This is a genomic window from Clostridioides sp. ZZV14-6150 (genome assembly GCF_020657875.1).
Lineage (GTDB): Bacteria > Bacillota > Clostridia > Peptostreptococcales > Peptostreptococcaceae > Clostridioides.
Genome location: NZ_JAGWDA010000003.1, coordinates 52,643 through 68,975 on the forward strand (window position 1 = coordinate 52,643; position 16,333 = coordinate 68,975).

The following is a 16,333-nucleotide window of genomic DNA, read 5'->3' on the forward strand; positions in this document are numbered from 1 at the left end:
AGAAGGAGCGCCTTGCTTCTATTTTTTTTACCCAAAAACCTTAAAAAACTAAATAATCAAAAGATATGATACTCATTTTAATAAAAGTATAATCTGAAAGGATATCCAGGAGGAGCGCCTTGCTCCTCCTTTTTTAACAGTAATTATGGATTTTACTTGTCAAATGAGTGTAAATAACTTGGATAAATTATTAATCAAAGATTAAATTTCATAGAAAATATTAAAAATTAAATTATGTGGAGAGAAGGTGGAGATTATAGATGTTATTGAGCTTGATATAAATGGCAGATTGAGAGAGGTGAGTATAAAAAAAAGTTGGACTTTACTTTATGTTTTAAGAGAAGTGTTTAATTTAACTGGAAGTAAGTGTGGATGTAGTACTGGTGATTGTGGAGCTTGTAAAATAATTTTAGATGGAGAAGCAGTTAATTCATGTTTGATTCTAGCAAGAAATGCAGTTGGGAAAAAGATATTGACAATTGAAGGGTTGTCAGATGGTATCAATATACATCCAATTCAACAAGCATTTATTGATTGTGGAGCTGTTCAATGTGGGTATTGCACTCCAGGGATGATAATGTCGGCAAAAGCCCTGTTAGATAAAAATCCAAATCCTTCTGAGGAAGATGTTAGAAAGTCTATAGACAATAATCTTTGCAGATGTACAGGATATGTAAAAATTGTTGAGGCTATACTTTTATCAGCAAAAAGGATGGGGGGTATAACCTGTGAGTAATAATTTTAAAGTTATTGGTGAAAGAGTCCCAATAAGAGATGCTGTACTTAAAGCTACTGGCCAACTTAGATATACTGCAGATATGAAAATTCCAAATATGCTTTATGCTAAGGTTTTATTCAGCCCTATAGCGCATGCAAAAATTAAAAAAATAGACACATCAAAAGCTGAGAAATTAGAAGGTGTAAAAGCTATAGCCACTTATAAAAACTCACCTCAAAAAGCCTTTAATAGTGCCATGAGATTTTATGAACATGAGTTGCCAGAGGTTGAACATATCTTTGATGATACTGTTCGTTTTGTGGGTGATAAAGTTGTAGCCGTTGCAGCTGAAGATTTACAAACGGCTGAAAAAGCATTGAAGCTTATTGAGGTTGAATATGAAGAATTACCCTCAGTATTTAATCCAGAAGAAGCAATACAAGAGGGTGCATATCCAATACATAAAGGGGGAAACAAGCTTGCAGTAAATGTACAGCAGTGTGGAAATATTGAAGAAGCCATGAAAAAAGCTGATTATATTTTTGAAGATAAGTATACACTTCCAGCTATACATCATGGTGCAATAGAAACTCATGTGGCGATTGCAGATTATGATTACAGTGGGAAACTTACTGTTTATAGTCCTAATCAAAACACTTTTGGATTTAGGATAATCTTATCTAATTTATTTGGATTACCAATGAATAAAGTTAGACTAGTAAGTCCAGCTATTGGAGGAGCTTTTGGAGGTAAATTAGAGATTACAATTGAGCCAATTGTAGCATTATTAGCAAAACTGTCAGGTAGGCCAGTCAAACTAGAACTTAACAGGAGAGAAACTATTGCTTCGACAAGAACTAGACATGGCGCAGTTGTATATCTAAAAACGGGTGTTATGAAGGATGGTCAAGTTATAGCACAAGATATGAAAGTTCTGACAAATACAGGTGCATATGCATCAAGTGCTTTAAATGTAATTGGAGCAATGAGTCATAAAGTGTTTAAAGCATATAAGATTGAAAATATGAGATATACGGGGATACCAGTGTATACAAACACACCAATTGCAGGAGCAATGAGAGGGTATGGTTCTCCACAAGCTTTTTTTGCTCAACAATCCCAACTAAATAAAATTGCAAAAAAACTAAATATGGATATTTTAGATTTACAGCTTAAGAACTTAGTCGAACCAGATGGAATAGATCAAAGATTTAAAAGTCCTCATGGAAATCCAAGACCAATAGATTGTATAAAAAAAGGTGCTGAAATGTTTGACTGGAAAAAACAAATTAGACAGCAAAATGAATCAAATGGTAGATTTTTGATTGGTGTAGGTATGGCAGTTGGTTCACATGGAAATGGATGCTTTGGAGCACATAGAGATATAACAGCTTTAATGTTGAAAATGAATGAAGATGGTTCAGCTGTATTATATACAGGTACTCATGATATGGGAAATGCATCTGTAAGTGTTCAAGTACAAATTATATCTGAAGTACTTGGAATAAGCCAGGAAAAAATAGAATGTATACAGGCAGATACAGAAGCATCACCATGGAATTTAGGAGATTACGCAAGCAGAGGAGTTTTTGTATCTGGAAATGCAGCTTTAAAAGTAGCAAATTCAGTAAAAAAAGAACTTTTAAAGGAAGCATCCCAACTTTTAAAAGAGGATGAAGAATATATAGAATTTAAGGATGAGAGAGTCTATTCTATCAAAAATAACAACAAACAAGCCACTTTATGTGATGTCATGATACATGCTCAAAAGGTAAGTTTAAGAGAGATTATAGGAGCTGAAACTTTTGCATCTCAAACTGGAGCAAGTTCATATGGTGTACATTTTGCTAAAGTTGAGGTCGATACTAAACTGGCAAGTGTAAGAGTTTTGGAATATGTTGCAGTTCATGATGTAGGGAAAGCTTTAAACCCAATGTCTGTAGAAGGTCAGATTGAAGGAGCAATTCAAATGGGAATAGGATATGCGTTGACTGAAGCACTTGAATTTGACAATAGAGGAAAAATAAAAGCTAATTCATTTCGTTCGTATCATATGATAAAGGCTAGTGAAATGCCCCAAATAAAAGTTGGCCTGATAGAATGTGGAGAACCTGGAGGTCCATTTGGAGCTAAGAGTATAGGTGAATGTTCTGTTGTACCATCAGCACCAGCAGTAGCAAATGCAGTAGCAAACGCATTAAATTGTGATTTTTATAGTTTGCCAATAAAGAAAAGTATTTTACTAGATAATATAAATATTTAATGTTGCTTTATACAAAAGAAATTAGTTATACAAAGTAAAAAGATATTTATTTAAAATACTTTAGATATTGAAATGTAAGACCTTTTTCTAAATGTAAGTTTAAATTATATAAATGTAGAGGGTGTGATGAATTTTGAATTTAAGGTTTAAAGATAAGGTTGTTGTGATAACAGGAGCAGGGCAGGGGTTAGGAGCAGGATTTGCTTTAGATTTTGCTATCGAAGGAGCAATAGTAGTCTTAATTGGTAGAACCAAAAGCAAATTGGATAATGTTGCAGAACAAATCATTAAATCTGGAGGTAAAGCTTTTGTTTCAGTTTGTGATGTAAGTAAACCTAAAGATGTAGAAGTTTGTTTTAGTGAGGTAATAGATAAATTTGAGAGTGTAGATGTATTGATTAATAATGTTGCTCTCCATAAATCAGCTCCAGTAGTTGATACTACAATTGAAGATTGGGATGCTCAGATAAAGACTAATTTAAGTGGAACTTTTTATTGTACTAAGGCTGTCCTTAGAACAATGATTGATAAAAAGTATGGAAAAATAATAAATATTAGCTCTACAGCAGCAAAACACTTTTTTCCAGGCTTTGGAGCATATGCTGCTTCTAAAGGAGGAATGGTAAGTTTTACTCAAACATTATCTGAAGAAGTAAAAGAGTATGGAATCAATGTAAATGCGATATATTTAGGGATGACTAACACTGAATATACAAGAAAAAGATTTAACTATGATGATGCAGTTACGATACCGCTTGAAGAAATGTTGCAAGTGGAAGAAGTATCAAAAGTTGTAACTTTCTTAGCATCTGATGAAGCAAGTCCAATAATGGGAGCTGCAATTGATGTATGTGGTAAGAAAGCATAAAAATATATATTGAGAGGTATAAAGATGATAAGTTTAAACAAGAAAGCTATGGTGGTAGTGAGAGAGATAATAGAAGATGCAGAAGCATTGGGATGTGAAATTATTAAGATGGATTGTGGAGCAACTATAATTGATATGGGCTTAAATTGTAGTGGAAGCTGGAAAGCAGGTGTTTTATTTACTAGGGCTTCTATAGGTGACCTAGGAACAGTGTCATTAGGAGATTTTAAATTAAATGATGAATATTCTTTCTCAGCAGTTGAAGTATTTATAGATAAACCATTGATTGCATGTATGGGTTCACAGATTGCTGGATGGAAACTTGGAGAAGGTGAATTTGCAACTATTGGGTCAGGACCAGCAAGAGCTTTAGCAAGAGTTGAATCAGACTGGTATTTTGAAATGACTCCATATAAAGATACTTATCATGAGGCAGTTTTATGTATCCAAGATATAAAATATCCCAATAATGAAACAGTCTTAGAGGTTGCAAATGCTTGTAAAGTAAAACCAGAAGACACATATATATTAATTTCACCAAGTACATGTATTGTAGCATCAATGCAAGTATCAGCAAGAATCATTGAGCAAGTATGTCATAAGATGTTTGAAAAAAACTTTGATGCAGGTCAAATTGTACTTGCGAGAGGAAAAGCACCAATAGCACCTATAGTAAAAGATGAACTTAAGACTATGGGAAGAATAAATGATGCATTGATTTATGGTAGTGAAACTGAGTTTTGGGTAGATTCAACTGATACTGCCATTGCAAAGACTATACACCAGTTAGCAGGGAAAACGTCATCTCCAAATTATGGGGAATTGTTTGAAGATGTATTTGTGAAGGCAGGAAGAGACTTTTTCTATGTAGACCATGATGTACATTCAATAGGCAAAATACAAATACATAATATAAACACTGGAAAATCATTTTCGGCAGGAGAAATAAATTATTCAGTACTCGAAAAAAGTTTCTTAAAATAAACAACTTAAAAATTTATTGATTCAGGAGGAGATAAGATGGCATTAGGTAAGTTAAGATTAGAAAAATTATACCGTGACATGGTTATGATTCGAAGATTTGAAGAAGTAATAGAAATATATGCTGCCAATGGAACAATACCAGGATTTGTTCATTTAAGTATAGGGCAAGAGGCTTGTCAAGCAGGTATAGTTGATGCACTTAGAAAAACAGATTATAAATTTCCAGACCATAGAGGTCATGGAACTATAGCACTTTGTGGTACTGACCCAAAACTTGTAATGGCAGAAATTTTTGCTAAGGCTACAGGGATAAATGGTGGTAGAGGCGGTTCAATGCATATAAATGATATTGAATGTAGAAATATGGGATTTAATGGAATACAAGGTTCAACTATGGTAACTTGTCTTGGTACAGCTTTTGCATCTGTGTATAAAGAAACAGATGATGTTACAGCAGTATTTCTAGGAGATGGAACTTTAGGAGAAGGAGCTTGTCACGAAAGTCTTAATATGGCAGCAACATGGAAGCTTCCTATAATATATTGCCTACTTAATAATCAATATGCTATATCTACACACTATACAGATTCACATCCTCAAAAAGAGTTAAAAACTTGGGGTGAGGGGTATGAGATTCCAAGTTTTAGGGTAGATGGAAATGATGTAGAAGCAGTAATTGAGATAGTGGAAATAGCAGCAGATAGGGCAAGAAAAGGTGAAGGTCCAACTTTAATAGAGTTTCTTACTTATCGTTGGCAAGGTCATTTTGCAGGAGACCCAGCAGCATATAGACCAGAAGAAGAAGTTAAGTATTGGAAAGATAGGGACCCAATAAAATTAACTAGAAAGATACTTATTGAAAGAGAAGGCATGTCAGATGAATCACTTAAGCAAATAGAAGAAGAAATAGAGGCTGATGTTCAAGAAATGCTGAGATTCTCATTGGAGAGTCCATCACCAGATATTAAAGATGCAGTTACACACACATATGTTGATAGAGAGGTGGAGATAAGATAATGGGAAGAAAACTTTCATATGGAATGGCAATAAATGAAGCACTTCATCAAGCTATGGAAAATGATGATAGAGTTTTTATACTAGGTGAAGATGTAGCTAAAATGGGTGGAGATTTTGGAATTACCAAAGGAATAATGGCTAAATGGCCAAATCGAATAAAAGATACAGCGTTATCAGAATCAGCTATATTAGGATTATCAAATGGTGCAGCACTTTGTGGGTTAAGACCAGTTCCAGAGATAATGTTTGCAGATTTTTTGGGAGTTTGTTTTGACCAACTTGTAAATAATGCAGCAAAATTAAATTTTATGTTCCAAGGAAAAGCACATTGTCCAATTACTGTTCGTGCTGTACAGGGAGGTGGTATACGCTGTGCATATCATCATTCAGTTTGTGCAGAGTCATGGTTTATGAACACACCTGGGCTTGTAGTAGTTTCACCAACAACACCTTATGAAGCTAAAGGGATGTTGCTTTCAGCTATAAAAAACGATAATCCTGTATTATTTTTAGAACATAAGATGCTATACAATGTCAAAGGGGAAGTGCCAGTTGAGCCATATGAGATTCCTCTATATGAAGCTGAGATTGAGAAAACTGGAAGTGATATTACTATAGTAGCTACTCAAATGATGTTAGGATTAGCACATAAAGCAGCAAGTCAACTTGAAAAAGAAGGGATTGATGTAGAGATAATCGACCTTAGAACTGTATTTCCTTATGATAAAAAAACTATAGTAGAGTCAGTTGCGAAAACTAGTCGATTGGTTATTGCTCAAGAAGGTCCAAGAGTTGGAGGATGGGCAGCTGAAATATCTGCAATGATAAATGAAGATGTATTTGAGTACCTAAGTGCACCGATAAAAAGAGTTACATCAATTGATGCTCCAGTAGCATATGCACCAGTTTTAGAAGATTTTGTTTTACCAAAATTAGAAAATCTAATTAAGGCTTGTAAGGAAGTTATGCAATATTAGTCAGGGGAGGATAAACAATGATTACAGAGGTTAAGATGCCTAAGTTTGGTCTTTCTATGGAGGAAGGAACAATTGGCACATGGTTGATTGAAGAAGGAAGCGTAGTAAATAAGGGTGATGAAATTTTAGAAGTTGAAACTGATAAGATTACTAATACTGTTGAAGCGCCAGAAAGTGGGGTATTGAGAAAAATATTTTTTGAAGAGGGCGATATTGCTAATTGTGGAGAACTAATTTGTATAATTGCAGAAGCTAATGAAGATATTAGTGGATTTGATTTGATAGATAAAACTGATAATGAAAAAGAGGCAGATATTTTAAATTTAGAAAATACAACTAAGGCAAAATGTTTAAATATAGAGAAAAGAATAACTCCGAGAGCTAAAAAAATAGCTGAGGAAAAAGGAATTAACTATTCAAATATAGAGGGAACAGGAATACATGGTGCAATAACAATTGATGATTTGAAAAATTTTATGAACAGTAATTCAGTAGAAGAAGTTATGAAAGTCAATAAAAATAAAGTAGTAGAAAAAGAAGTACGGCAAGAAGTTACTCCTATTTCTCACGTTAATAACATTAAGGTAAATATAGGGGAAAATGATTTGGTAACTAAGATGACACCAATGCAAAATGTAATAGCAAAAAAAATGCATGAGAGTTTGTTGACAACAGCTCAAACTACAATTGCCACTGAATTAGAAATTACTAGCTTATCAAAAATATATAAAGGATTGAAAGAAAAGTATAAAAAAGTAGGAGTTAAATTAAGTTATACAGCTCTTATAATAAAGGCTGTAGCTGAAGCTCTTGAAAATCATCCTAAACTTAGAACGCAAATAGTTGATGAAAATCATTTTAAAATAAGTAACGAAATTAATATAGGTGTAGCTGTAGACATTCCAAATGGCTTGGTGGTACCTATAATAAAAAATGCAAATTTAAAAGATTTAAAAACAATATGTATTGAACTAAGTGATTTAAGTGAAAGAGCTAAAAATAACAAGTTAAATTCTGATGAAATGAGTAATGGAACTATCACTATAACTAACTTAGGGATGTTTGGAATAACATACTTTACCCCAGTGTTAAATACACCAGAAAGTGCAATTTTAGGTATTGGAAGTATAATAGAAAAAGTTCTTGTAAAAGATGGTGCATTTTATGCTGGTTTAATAATGAATATGAGTTTAACTCATGACCATAGAGTAGTAGACGGAGCACCTGGAGCACGTTTTCTTCAAGAAGTTACACAAAATCTTTTGGATTTTAGATGGATGTAATTAAAATATATGTAAAATAATTTTATAGTACACCAGTAATCTGACAGATAGTTTGTTATGCGTTTCTCGAAAGATTTTTTCTCTCCAAACTATCTGTCAAAATCAAGACATAGCAAAAAATTATATGGAGGTTACTGCATGAGAAAAGTAGATTTGATAATTAAAAACGCTTATCTAATTTCAATGAATAATGAGAGGGAAATACTAAATGATGCTTGTATAATAATTGAAAAGAACAAGATAATTGATATAGGAAAGACGAATTTACTAGAAGAATACATCTCTGAAAAAATTATAGATGCTAGAGGTAAATTTGTTTTACCTGGATTTATAAATACTCATTCTCATCTATTTCAGACTTTGTTAAAGGGATTAGGAAGAGATAAACTGTTGTTAGACTGGCTTGATAGCTCTGTTAGAAGGGCTATACATAAAATAGATGAAGAATGTTGCTATTATGCAGCCTTAACAGGATGTATAGAAGCAATTAGAACAGGCACAACTACTATACTTGACTATATGTACTGCCATGGAAAAGAAGGGCTTGATGATAGCATAATTCAAGCATTTGAAGACTTAGGAATAAGAGGAATACTTGGTAGAGGGTTTACAGACACAAGTAAATTTCCAAAAGAATTTGGCTGTACTTATCATGATACAGAACAAAAGTTTTTTGATGATGTTAGAAGATTAGAGAAAAAATATAGAGACCACTCGAGAATAAGTTTAGCATTAGCTCCTGGAATTATATGGGATAACACAGAAGAAGGATACAAAGAAATGAGAAATATAGCCAATGAGCTTCATATTCCAATAACTATGCATTTACTTGAAACTGAGGACGATGATAAATACTGTTTAGAAGATAGAGGTATGAAGACTGTACCATATCTTGAAAAAGTAGGAATTTTAGGACCTGACTTTATTGCAGTCCACTGCATACAAATGTCAGATGAAGACATAGAACTATTTAAAAAATATGATGTTAAAATATCTCATAATCCAGTATCTAATATGGTTTTAGCGGCAGGAGTAGCACCAATTCCAAAGCTTATTGAAAATGGATTAACTATAAGTTTAGCTTGCGATGGTTCAGCGAGTAATGATACTCAAAATATGTTAGAAGTAATGAAAATGACTACATTATTACAAAAAGTTACTCATAGAGATGCAAAGCTTTTACCTTCGTCAAGTGTGCTGGAAATGGCAACACTTGGAGGAGCAAAATCCATAAATAAATTAGACTGCTTAGGGTCAATAGAGATAGGAAAAAATGCTGATATTATAATTTATAATCCATATAAAAGTGCAATTTCTATACCAGTTCACGACCCAATTAGTTCATTAATATATTCATCTACTCCAAATAATATAGAAACTTCTATTATAGATGGAAAAGTAGTTATGGATAATAACAAGATAGTTAATATAGATGAAGAAAAGGTAATATATGAAACTCAAAAAATATCAAGTAAGTTAATAGAGGATGTTGGTCTAGGAAATGTACAATGGGGAAAAAGAATTTATGGATTGTAAAAAATACTTGGGAGAGGGCGGTCAAAGTATGAATAAGCTTGAGTTTTTCAACATACCAAAAAATAATTTAAAAATAAATGTATTAAATAGAAATGAAAAGATATTAGACACTATAAAAGAAGAATCTAATGAAAATGTCTGTATACCAGATGCTTTAGAGTATTATACGGAGTTGTTTTTTCCAAAATCAAAAGATAAAAGACCATATATATTTTCATCTATGGTGCTTTCATCCGATGGAAAAATGGCATATGAAGACAATAAAGCAGGACCTTTAATTGGAAAAAATAATTTTGTTGATCCAGATGGAGCCTTGGCAGATTTTTGGGTTTTAAATGTTCTAAGAGCATATTCAGATGCTGTGATTATAGGGGCTAGAACGTTGCAAAATGAACCTGGGATAACATGTCATGTATTTGATGAAAGTTTGATACAGCAAAGAAAAGACTATTTAAATAAAAAATATCAGCCATGTGGAGTAGTAGTTTCTTTTGATGCTACAGATATTCCATTTGACCATTATACATTTAGAGTTGATAAGAGTCAGGAATATAAAATGGTTATAGCTACATCTCCAAATGGTTGGGATTATATAAAAGAAAATTCTCCTTTAAAACACAGATGTATAGGAAGCTTTAATTCAATTAAGGATGTTGATGATTATAAATTTGAAGAATTATACAAAGATTTTGATGTTTGTCCTGTAATTGTAACTGGTAAAGATAGTACTCCAGACTCTAAGATATTACTTTATGTACTTAAAAGTCTAGGGATAGAAAAAATGTGTATAGAATCTCCTTCATATTGTACTCATCTAATTGAAAATGAATTATTAGACGAATATTTTATGAATTATTCTATGGTATTTGTTGGTGGAAAAATGACTCCAGGTTGTACAACAGCTTATAGCTACTTAGAACATCCACATTCGGAATTATTGACAGTAGGAATGCATAGAAATAATTTTATTTTTACACGTCAGAAACTTTGCTATGGTATTAAAAATCAAGTAGATTTAACAAGCTATAAATATTGATACTAAAATTTTAATTATAGATATTAATATCTATAACTTAAAAGGAGGAAAAATAAATATGAACACTGATTTAATCGTAATTGGTGGTGGCCCAGGTGGGTATGTTGCAGCGATTCGAGGAGCTCAACTGGGGTTAAAAGTTGTAATTGTAGAAAAAAATGAATTTGGAGGTACTTGCCTAAATACAGGTTGTATTCCTACAAAGACACTATTTAAAGATGCACAGGTTTTAAATTATTTTAATCATGCTGAAGAATATGGGATAAAAGTTGATAAATACAAATTAGACTTGGAAAAAGTGCAGAAAAGAAAGAAACATATAGTTAAGACATTAACTAGTGGTGTAAAAGGATTATTAAAAGCAAATAAAGTGACTGTAGAAAAGGGGGAAGCAAAGTTAATAGGTAAGGATTCTGTAGAAATAAAATTAGATGATGGTTCAAAGAAGATAATTAAAGGAAAAAATATTTTAATTGCATCTGGTTCAAAATCTTCTAAGCCTCCTATTAAAGGAATTGATTTAGAGGGAGTAATAACAAGTAAAGAAGCTTTAGAAGTAACTAATTTGCCTCAGAAAGTAGTAATAATTGGAGGAGGAGTTATAGGAATTGAGTTTGCAGGAATTTTAAATGAATTTGGTTCAGATGTAACTATAGTTGAGTTCTTGGATAATATAATTCCTATGGTTGATAATGAGGTATCTAATAGGTTAACTAAACTACTTAATAAAAGGGGGATTAAAATACTACTTTCATCAAAAGTAGAAGAAATATTTAAGAGTGATAAAGAACTAGTAGTAGATATAAATAAGAATGGAGAAAAAACAAAGATTGCTTGTAATAATGTACTTGTATCTACAGGAAGAGAGTTAGATGTAGAAGTACTAAATCTAGATAATTTAGGCATCAAATATGATAAAAAGGGAATAAAAGTTGATGAAAATTACTGTACGTCTGTACCAGGTATTTATGCAATTGGAGATGTGATTGGAGGAATAATGCTTGCACATGTTGCATCTGAAGAAGGCAAAGTAGCTGTTGAACGAATTGTAGGGGAAAAAACAAGTGTAGATTATGATTTAGTACCAAATTCCATTTTTACTTTTCCAGAGGTATCTACAGTTGGATTGTCTGAAGAAGAAGCCAAAAATAAAAACTTAGACTATGTCGTTAGCAAATTTCAGTTTTCTGGCAATGGAAAGGCTCTTACAATGAATGATTCAGATGGTATGGTTAAGGTAATTGCTTCAAAAGATAAGACTACAATATATGGTGTTCATATCATAGGGCCCAATGCTAGTGATTTAATTCATGAAGCTGTAATTGCGATGAAAGCAATGTTGACAGTTGAAGAAGTTGCCAGTACTATGCATGGACATCCAACTTTACCAGAAGCTTTTGCAGAAGCTACTATGGGAATAGTAGGTAAAGCAATACACATACCTCCTGTTAGAAAGTAAAATTATAAGAAGTAAATAAAAAGTAATTATATGTAAGAGCATTATGTTGAAAGTATTTAAATAAAAAATCATTTGAATAAAAAAGTAGTCAAATATTAAAGAGGGAAGTATATAATATGAAATTAAAATCATTTGAAAGACCTTTATTTATTGAAGAACTAACTTTTAGGATAAATACTGAATTAATAGAAAAGTACTTACAATTAGATTATGAGATTTGGGTTAAAGGTCTAGAATTATTAGAAGGATTTGCTGGTTCTGAGATATGGATTAGTGAAAGTAATCCAGAAGAAATAACATCAATAATATATTGGACAGATTATAAGTACTATAAAAATATTGATAAAGACTGGCTAAGTGATAGAAAGAAAAGAATGTCTGAATTAATGGGAGAAGGAAATTTAGAGTTTGTAAGAGCAGAGCATGATGTCAATAAAAAGTATAAGCTTAGAGAATATAAATAATAAGATTAAGTGCACTGAACAACTATACATAAATAATACTTTAGTTAAAATAAATATCATTTAAGTTAAGAATTAACTAGATTAAGATGTGTATAGCTCAAAATTAATTGTTAATAAATTCATGGTCGTAAAGAAAAATAAAATTTATGGGAGGATTTATTTTATGAAAGAGCACGATACATCAAAATTTCATCTAGAGGGAAAACCGCCTTTAAAAGAAGCTTTACCTTTAGGATTACAGCATTTTGTTTCAATGATAGCTGGTAATATGGTTCCAGCTATGCTTATATCGAATATAGTAGGGCTTGATAAACAGATGTCAACTATGCTTATGCAAGGTGCTATGTTGGTAGCTGGAATAGCAACTTTACTACAATTGTACTCAATACCACTATTTAAAGGGCATAGGCTAGGTTCAAAGCTTCCTGTAATAATGGGAACAAATTACGTATTTTTAGGAGCCTGTCTTTCAGTGGCTGGCAAGTATGGACTTAAAGCTCTTTTTGGAGCTCAAATTGGAGGGGCAATAGTAGTGTTTTTTATAGCTTTTGGAATTAAGAAGATAAGACATTTATTTACTCCAATTATAGCAGGTACAATGATTGCTTGTATGGGTATTAGTCTATTTCCAACTGCTGTAAAAAATTTAGCTGGGGGAGAAGGCTCAGCCACATTTGGAGAACCTATAAATTTTGCAATAGGGCTTATAGTTGTTATAGCTATAATTTTGCTTATGAAATTTGGCAAGGGTTTGGTTCAAGATGCTGCAATTTTAATAGGTATAATATTTGGTTATTTAGTGTCACTTGCATTTGGATTGGTTGATTTTTCTGCAATTCAAGGGACACCAATATTTTCTTTTCCAAAACCATTGGCATTTGGTCTAGAGTTTAGACTTGATTTAATATTAATGTTTGCCATTTTATTTATGGTAGCTATAGCTGATATGATGGGAGCAGCAACAATTGCTACAATGGGAGCTATGAATAGAGAGGTTACAGATAAAGAATTAGAGTCTGCTACAATGGGAAATGCATTAACATCTATAATTGCATCTGTATTTAGTTCAATACCAACAGGAGTATTTGGTCAAAATGCTGCAATCGTAGCTATAAATAAAGTTACTAGTAGATTTGTATTGTCAATTACAGGAGTAGTATTAATTTTAGTTGGATTTTCACCATTATTGGGAGCAATCATAACGACTATACCTTCATGCATAATAGGAGGGGTCACTTTAATCGTATTTTCATCAATTGCTATGGCTGGTTATGATATGATAAGTCAATGTGGATTTACGTCAGATAACAATCTTATAGCAGGAGTTTCAATTACTTTAAGTATAGGTATAACTTCAGTTCCTCAGACTTTGGAAAAGTTTCCAGAGATTATTAGAACTTTAGTTGGAAATTCTTGTATAGTATCAGTATTTATTGTAGCGATGATAATTAAATATATATTATCAATAAAATCGAATAAGTCTAATGATATAAAAATAGAGGCTTAAATTAAAATTTGTGGGAGGTATAGAGTTATGGCTAAGATACTAGGAATATGTGGAAGTCCAAGAAAAGGAGCAACTGAATATGCAATACTACAAGCTTTAGAGGAAGCTAAAGAAATACCAGGTATAGAAGTTGACTTTTGGACTGTAAGAGGAAAAAATATAGGTCCATGTATACATTGTGATGCTTGTATGAGAAAAGCAGAAAAATGTACTATACAAGATGATATGGGCGAACTAGAGAAAAAATTGCTAGAAGCAGATGGATTTATAATAGGTTCTCCTGTTTATGATATGGGAATAACTGCTCAATTGACTGCTGTGTTAAATAGATTAAGACATATGTATTTAGTACATGGATGTAATTTGCAAAATAAAGTAGGAGCTGCTATAACTACTGGTGGAACTAGATATGGTGGACAAGAAATGGCCAGATTACCAATAATAAATTTCTTTTTAATGCATGAGGTATTGGTAACAGGAGGACTTATTGGAGGATACACTGGTGCTAGTATTTGGAGTAAAGATGCAAAGGAACAAGGTGCAAAAGATGACGAAGTAGGCATGAATACCATAAAAAGACTTGGGAGAGGTCTAGCTGAAGCTGTTAAAATATCTAAATATGGTCTTGAAAAGTGGAATATTGAAAAAGAAGAATTAGGAATAACAAGTGAAACTGAAAAAAGTCCTGTAAAAGACCACTAAAATTTATATTGCCCATACGTAAAATTTAATTAGCCCCTCTTAATATATGAGACAACCCATCATAAATATTAAGAGGGGTAATTTTGTATTTAAAATTATTTGTAATAAAATAAGATATATTAATAAATATGATAGAATATATATTATAAATTAAATTTTATAAATATAAGGGGGGAACTTTGAGTTCTTATAAATTTCTTATGTTATAAGGGCCAATATTTTATGCGGGAGTTATTAAATGTAACACTTATAATAGTACTTGTTTTAATAAATGCATTTTTTGTAGCTTGTGAATTTGCTATGGTAAAGCTTCGTAGTTCTAGGATAGATACTATGATGGCTGAAGGTAATAATAATGCTAAAAGATGTAAAATAATAAAAGATAATCTAAATTCCTATCTTTCTGCATGTCAACTTGGGATAACACTTTGTTCGCTTGCACTAGGGTGGATGGGAGAATCTACAGTTAAAGAGTTAATATTGCCAATAATAAGTATATTTAATCTTAGTGAAAGTGTTATATATACAATATCAATTTCTATTTCCTTTTTAATTATAACAATGGTAGAAGTTGTAATAGGGGAGCTTGTTCCTAAAGCCTTAGCACTTTATAATACAGAGAGAATAATGCTAAGTACATCTTTTTTGCTGATTGGATTTTATAAATTGACATACCCAATAATATACTTTTTCAATCTAAGTACTGATTTATTTCTTAAACCATTTGGATATTCACAAGCTGATGAAGTTGATGAACCACATACAGGTGATGAAATAAGATTATTAGTGGAAGAAAGTTATAAAAGCGGGCTTATAGATGAATCAGAGCAAAGATTAGTTGACAATATTTTTGAATTTGAAGAAAAGAAAATTAGAGAAATAATGGTACCTAGAACTGATATGGTCTGTATATATGAAAGTGACTCAGAGGAAAAGATATTATCTATTTTGAGAGATGAAGGTGTTACTAGGTATCCAGTATGTAAGAAAAATAAGGATGATATATTAGGATTTGTACATATAAGAGATTTGTATAATCAAAAAATAAGCAGAAATAAAATTGAACTAGGAGAAATGCTTAGAGATATTATATATATATCAGAAAATTGGACTATAGATAAGGCTCTTGAGAAATTAAGAAAAGAAAAGCTCCAACTTGCTATAGTGGTAGATGAATATGGTGGCACATCTGGTGTAGTAACAATTGAAGATATACTGGAAGAGATAGTTGGAGAAATTCAAGATGAATTTGATAAAGAAGAAACTCATATTAAGAAAATAGGAACAAGTTCTTACTTGGTTGATGGAACTGAATCAATCAATGATATTAATAAGTATTTTGGTCTTGATATAGAGCATGATGGATTTGATAGTATAGGAGGTTGGATATCCTATATGCTTGGTTCAAACATTAAAGTAAATCAAAGTGTAACTTTTGAAAATTACAATTTCACTATATTAGAATTGGATAAATTGAGGGTTGTAAAATTAATCATAAAAAGTGTAATATAATTATATC

Annotated in this window: 14 protein-coding genes; all 14 read left to right on the forward strand. The window is 31.9% G+C overall.

The window, feature by feature from the left end:
• Positions 1-247: 247 nt before the first annotated feature.
• The 14 genes from KGF41_RS05100 to KGF41_RS05165 all read left to right on the forward strand — a co-directional run bounded on the left by KGF41_RS05100 (position 248) and on the right by KGF41_RS05165 (position 16,326).
• Entirely contained in the window at positions 248-736 is a 489-nt protein-coding gene (locus KGF41_RS05100; protein WP_413840514.1) for a (2Fe-2S)-binding protein, read from the forward strand.
• Entirely contained in the window at positions 729-2,981 is a 2,253-nt protein-coding gene (locus KGF41_RS05105) for a molybdopterin cofactor-binding domain-containing protein (protein ID WP_227827649.1), read from the forward strand. Before KGF41_RS05100 ends, KGF41_RS05105 begins: the two co-directional genes overlap by 8 nt.
• A gap of 133 nt (positions 2,982-3,114) precedes the next feature.
• On the forward strand, positions 3,115-3,849 hold the full coding sequence (locus KGF41_RS05110; protein ID WP_227827648.1) for an SDR family NAD(P)-dependent oxidoreductase: 735 nt from the start codon (positions 3,115-3,117) through the stop codon (positions 3,847-3,849).
• Positions 3,850-3,873: 24 nt separating this feature from the next.
• Positions 3,874-4,833 (forward strand): methenyltetrahydromethanopterin cyclohydrolase, encoded by a 960-nt coding sequence (gene mch, locus KGF41_RS05115; RefSeq protein WP_227827647.1) that lies wholly within the window; start codon positions 3,874-3,876, stop codon positions 4,831-4,833.
• Positions 4,834-4,869: 36 nt separating this feature from the next.
• Positions 4,870-5,850 carry a thiamine pyrophosphate-dependent dehydrogenase E1 component subunit alpha gene (locus KGF41_RS05120; protein ID WP_227827646.1) on the forward strand — a complete coding sequence of 327 codons (981 nt, stop codon included), beginning with the start codon at positions 4,870-4,872 and terminating at the stop codon, positions 5,848-5,850.
• On the forward strand, positions 5,850-6,827 hold the full coding sequence (locus KGF41_RS05125) for an alpha-ketoacid dehydrogenase subunit beta (RefSeq protein ID WP_227827645.1): 978 nt from the start codon (positions 5,850-5,852) through the stop codon (positions 6,825-6,827). Before KGF41_RS05120 ends, KGF41_RS05125 begins: the two co-directional genes overlap by 1 nt.
• Before the next feature lie 17 nt (positions 6,828-6,844).
• Positions 6,845-8,110: a dihydrolipoamide acetyltransferase family protein gene (locus KGF41_RS05130; protein WP_227856423.1), complete on the forward strand. Its 1,266-nt coding sequence runs from the start codon at positions 6,845-6,847 to the stop codon at positions 8,108-8,110.
• A 138-nt stretch (positions 8,111-8,248) separates the two neighbouring features.
• A complete protein-coding gene (locus KGF41_RS05135; RefSeq protein ID WP_227827643.1) occupies positions 8,249-9,646 on the forward strand; it encodes an amidohydrolase family protein in 1,398 nt (465 codons plus the stop codon).
• A complete protein-coding gene (locus KGF41_RS05140) occupies positions 9,636-10,682 on the forward strand; it encodes a dihydrofolate reductase family protein (RefSeq protein ID WP_227827642.1) in 1,047 nt (348 codons plus the stop codon). Before KGF41_RS05135 ends, KGF41_RS05140 begins: the two co-directional genes overlap by 11 nt.
• A gap of 58 nt (positions 10,683-10,740) precedes the next feature.
• Complete coding sequence (gene lpdA, locus KGF41_RS05145; protein WP_227856424.1) at positions 10,741-12,141, forward strand: dihydrolipoyl dehydrogenase; 1,401 nt, start codon at positions 10,741-10,743, stop codon at positions 12,139-12,141.
• A gap of 116 nt (positions 12,142-12,257) precedes the next feature.
• Complete coding sequence (locus tag KGF41_RS05150) at positions 12,258-12,605, forward strand: TIGR03792 family protein (RefSeq protein ID WP_227827640.1); 348 nt, start codon at positions 12,258-12,260, stop codon at positions 12,603-12,605.
• Between the two features lie 163 nt (positions 12,606-12,768).
• Positions 12,769-14,112, forward strand: a complete 1,344-nt coding sequence (locus KGF41_RS05155) for a uracil-xanthine permease family protein (protein WP_227827639.1) — start codon at positions 12,769-12,771, stop codon at positions 14,110-14,112.
• Positions 14,113-14,139: 27 nt separating this feature from the next.
• The gene (locus KGF41_RS05160) at positions 14,140-14,814 is read left to right on the forward strand and encodes a flavodoxin family protein (RefSeq protein ID WP_227827638.1); all 675 of its coding nucleotides are present in this window, start codon (positions 14,140-14,142) and stop codon (positions 14,812-14,814) included.
• A gap of 222 nt (positions 14,815-15,036) precedes the next feature.
• A complete protein-coding gene (locus KGF41_RS05165) occupies positions 15,037-16,326 on the forward strand; it encodes a hemolysin family protein (protein ID WP_227827637.1) in 1,290 nt (429 codons plus the stop codon).
• Positions 16,327-16,333 lie beyond the last annotated feature (7 nt).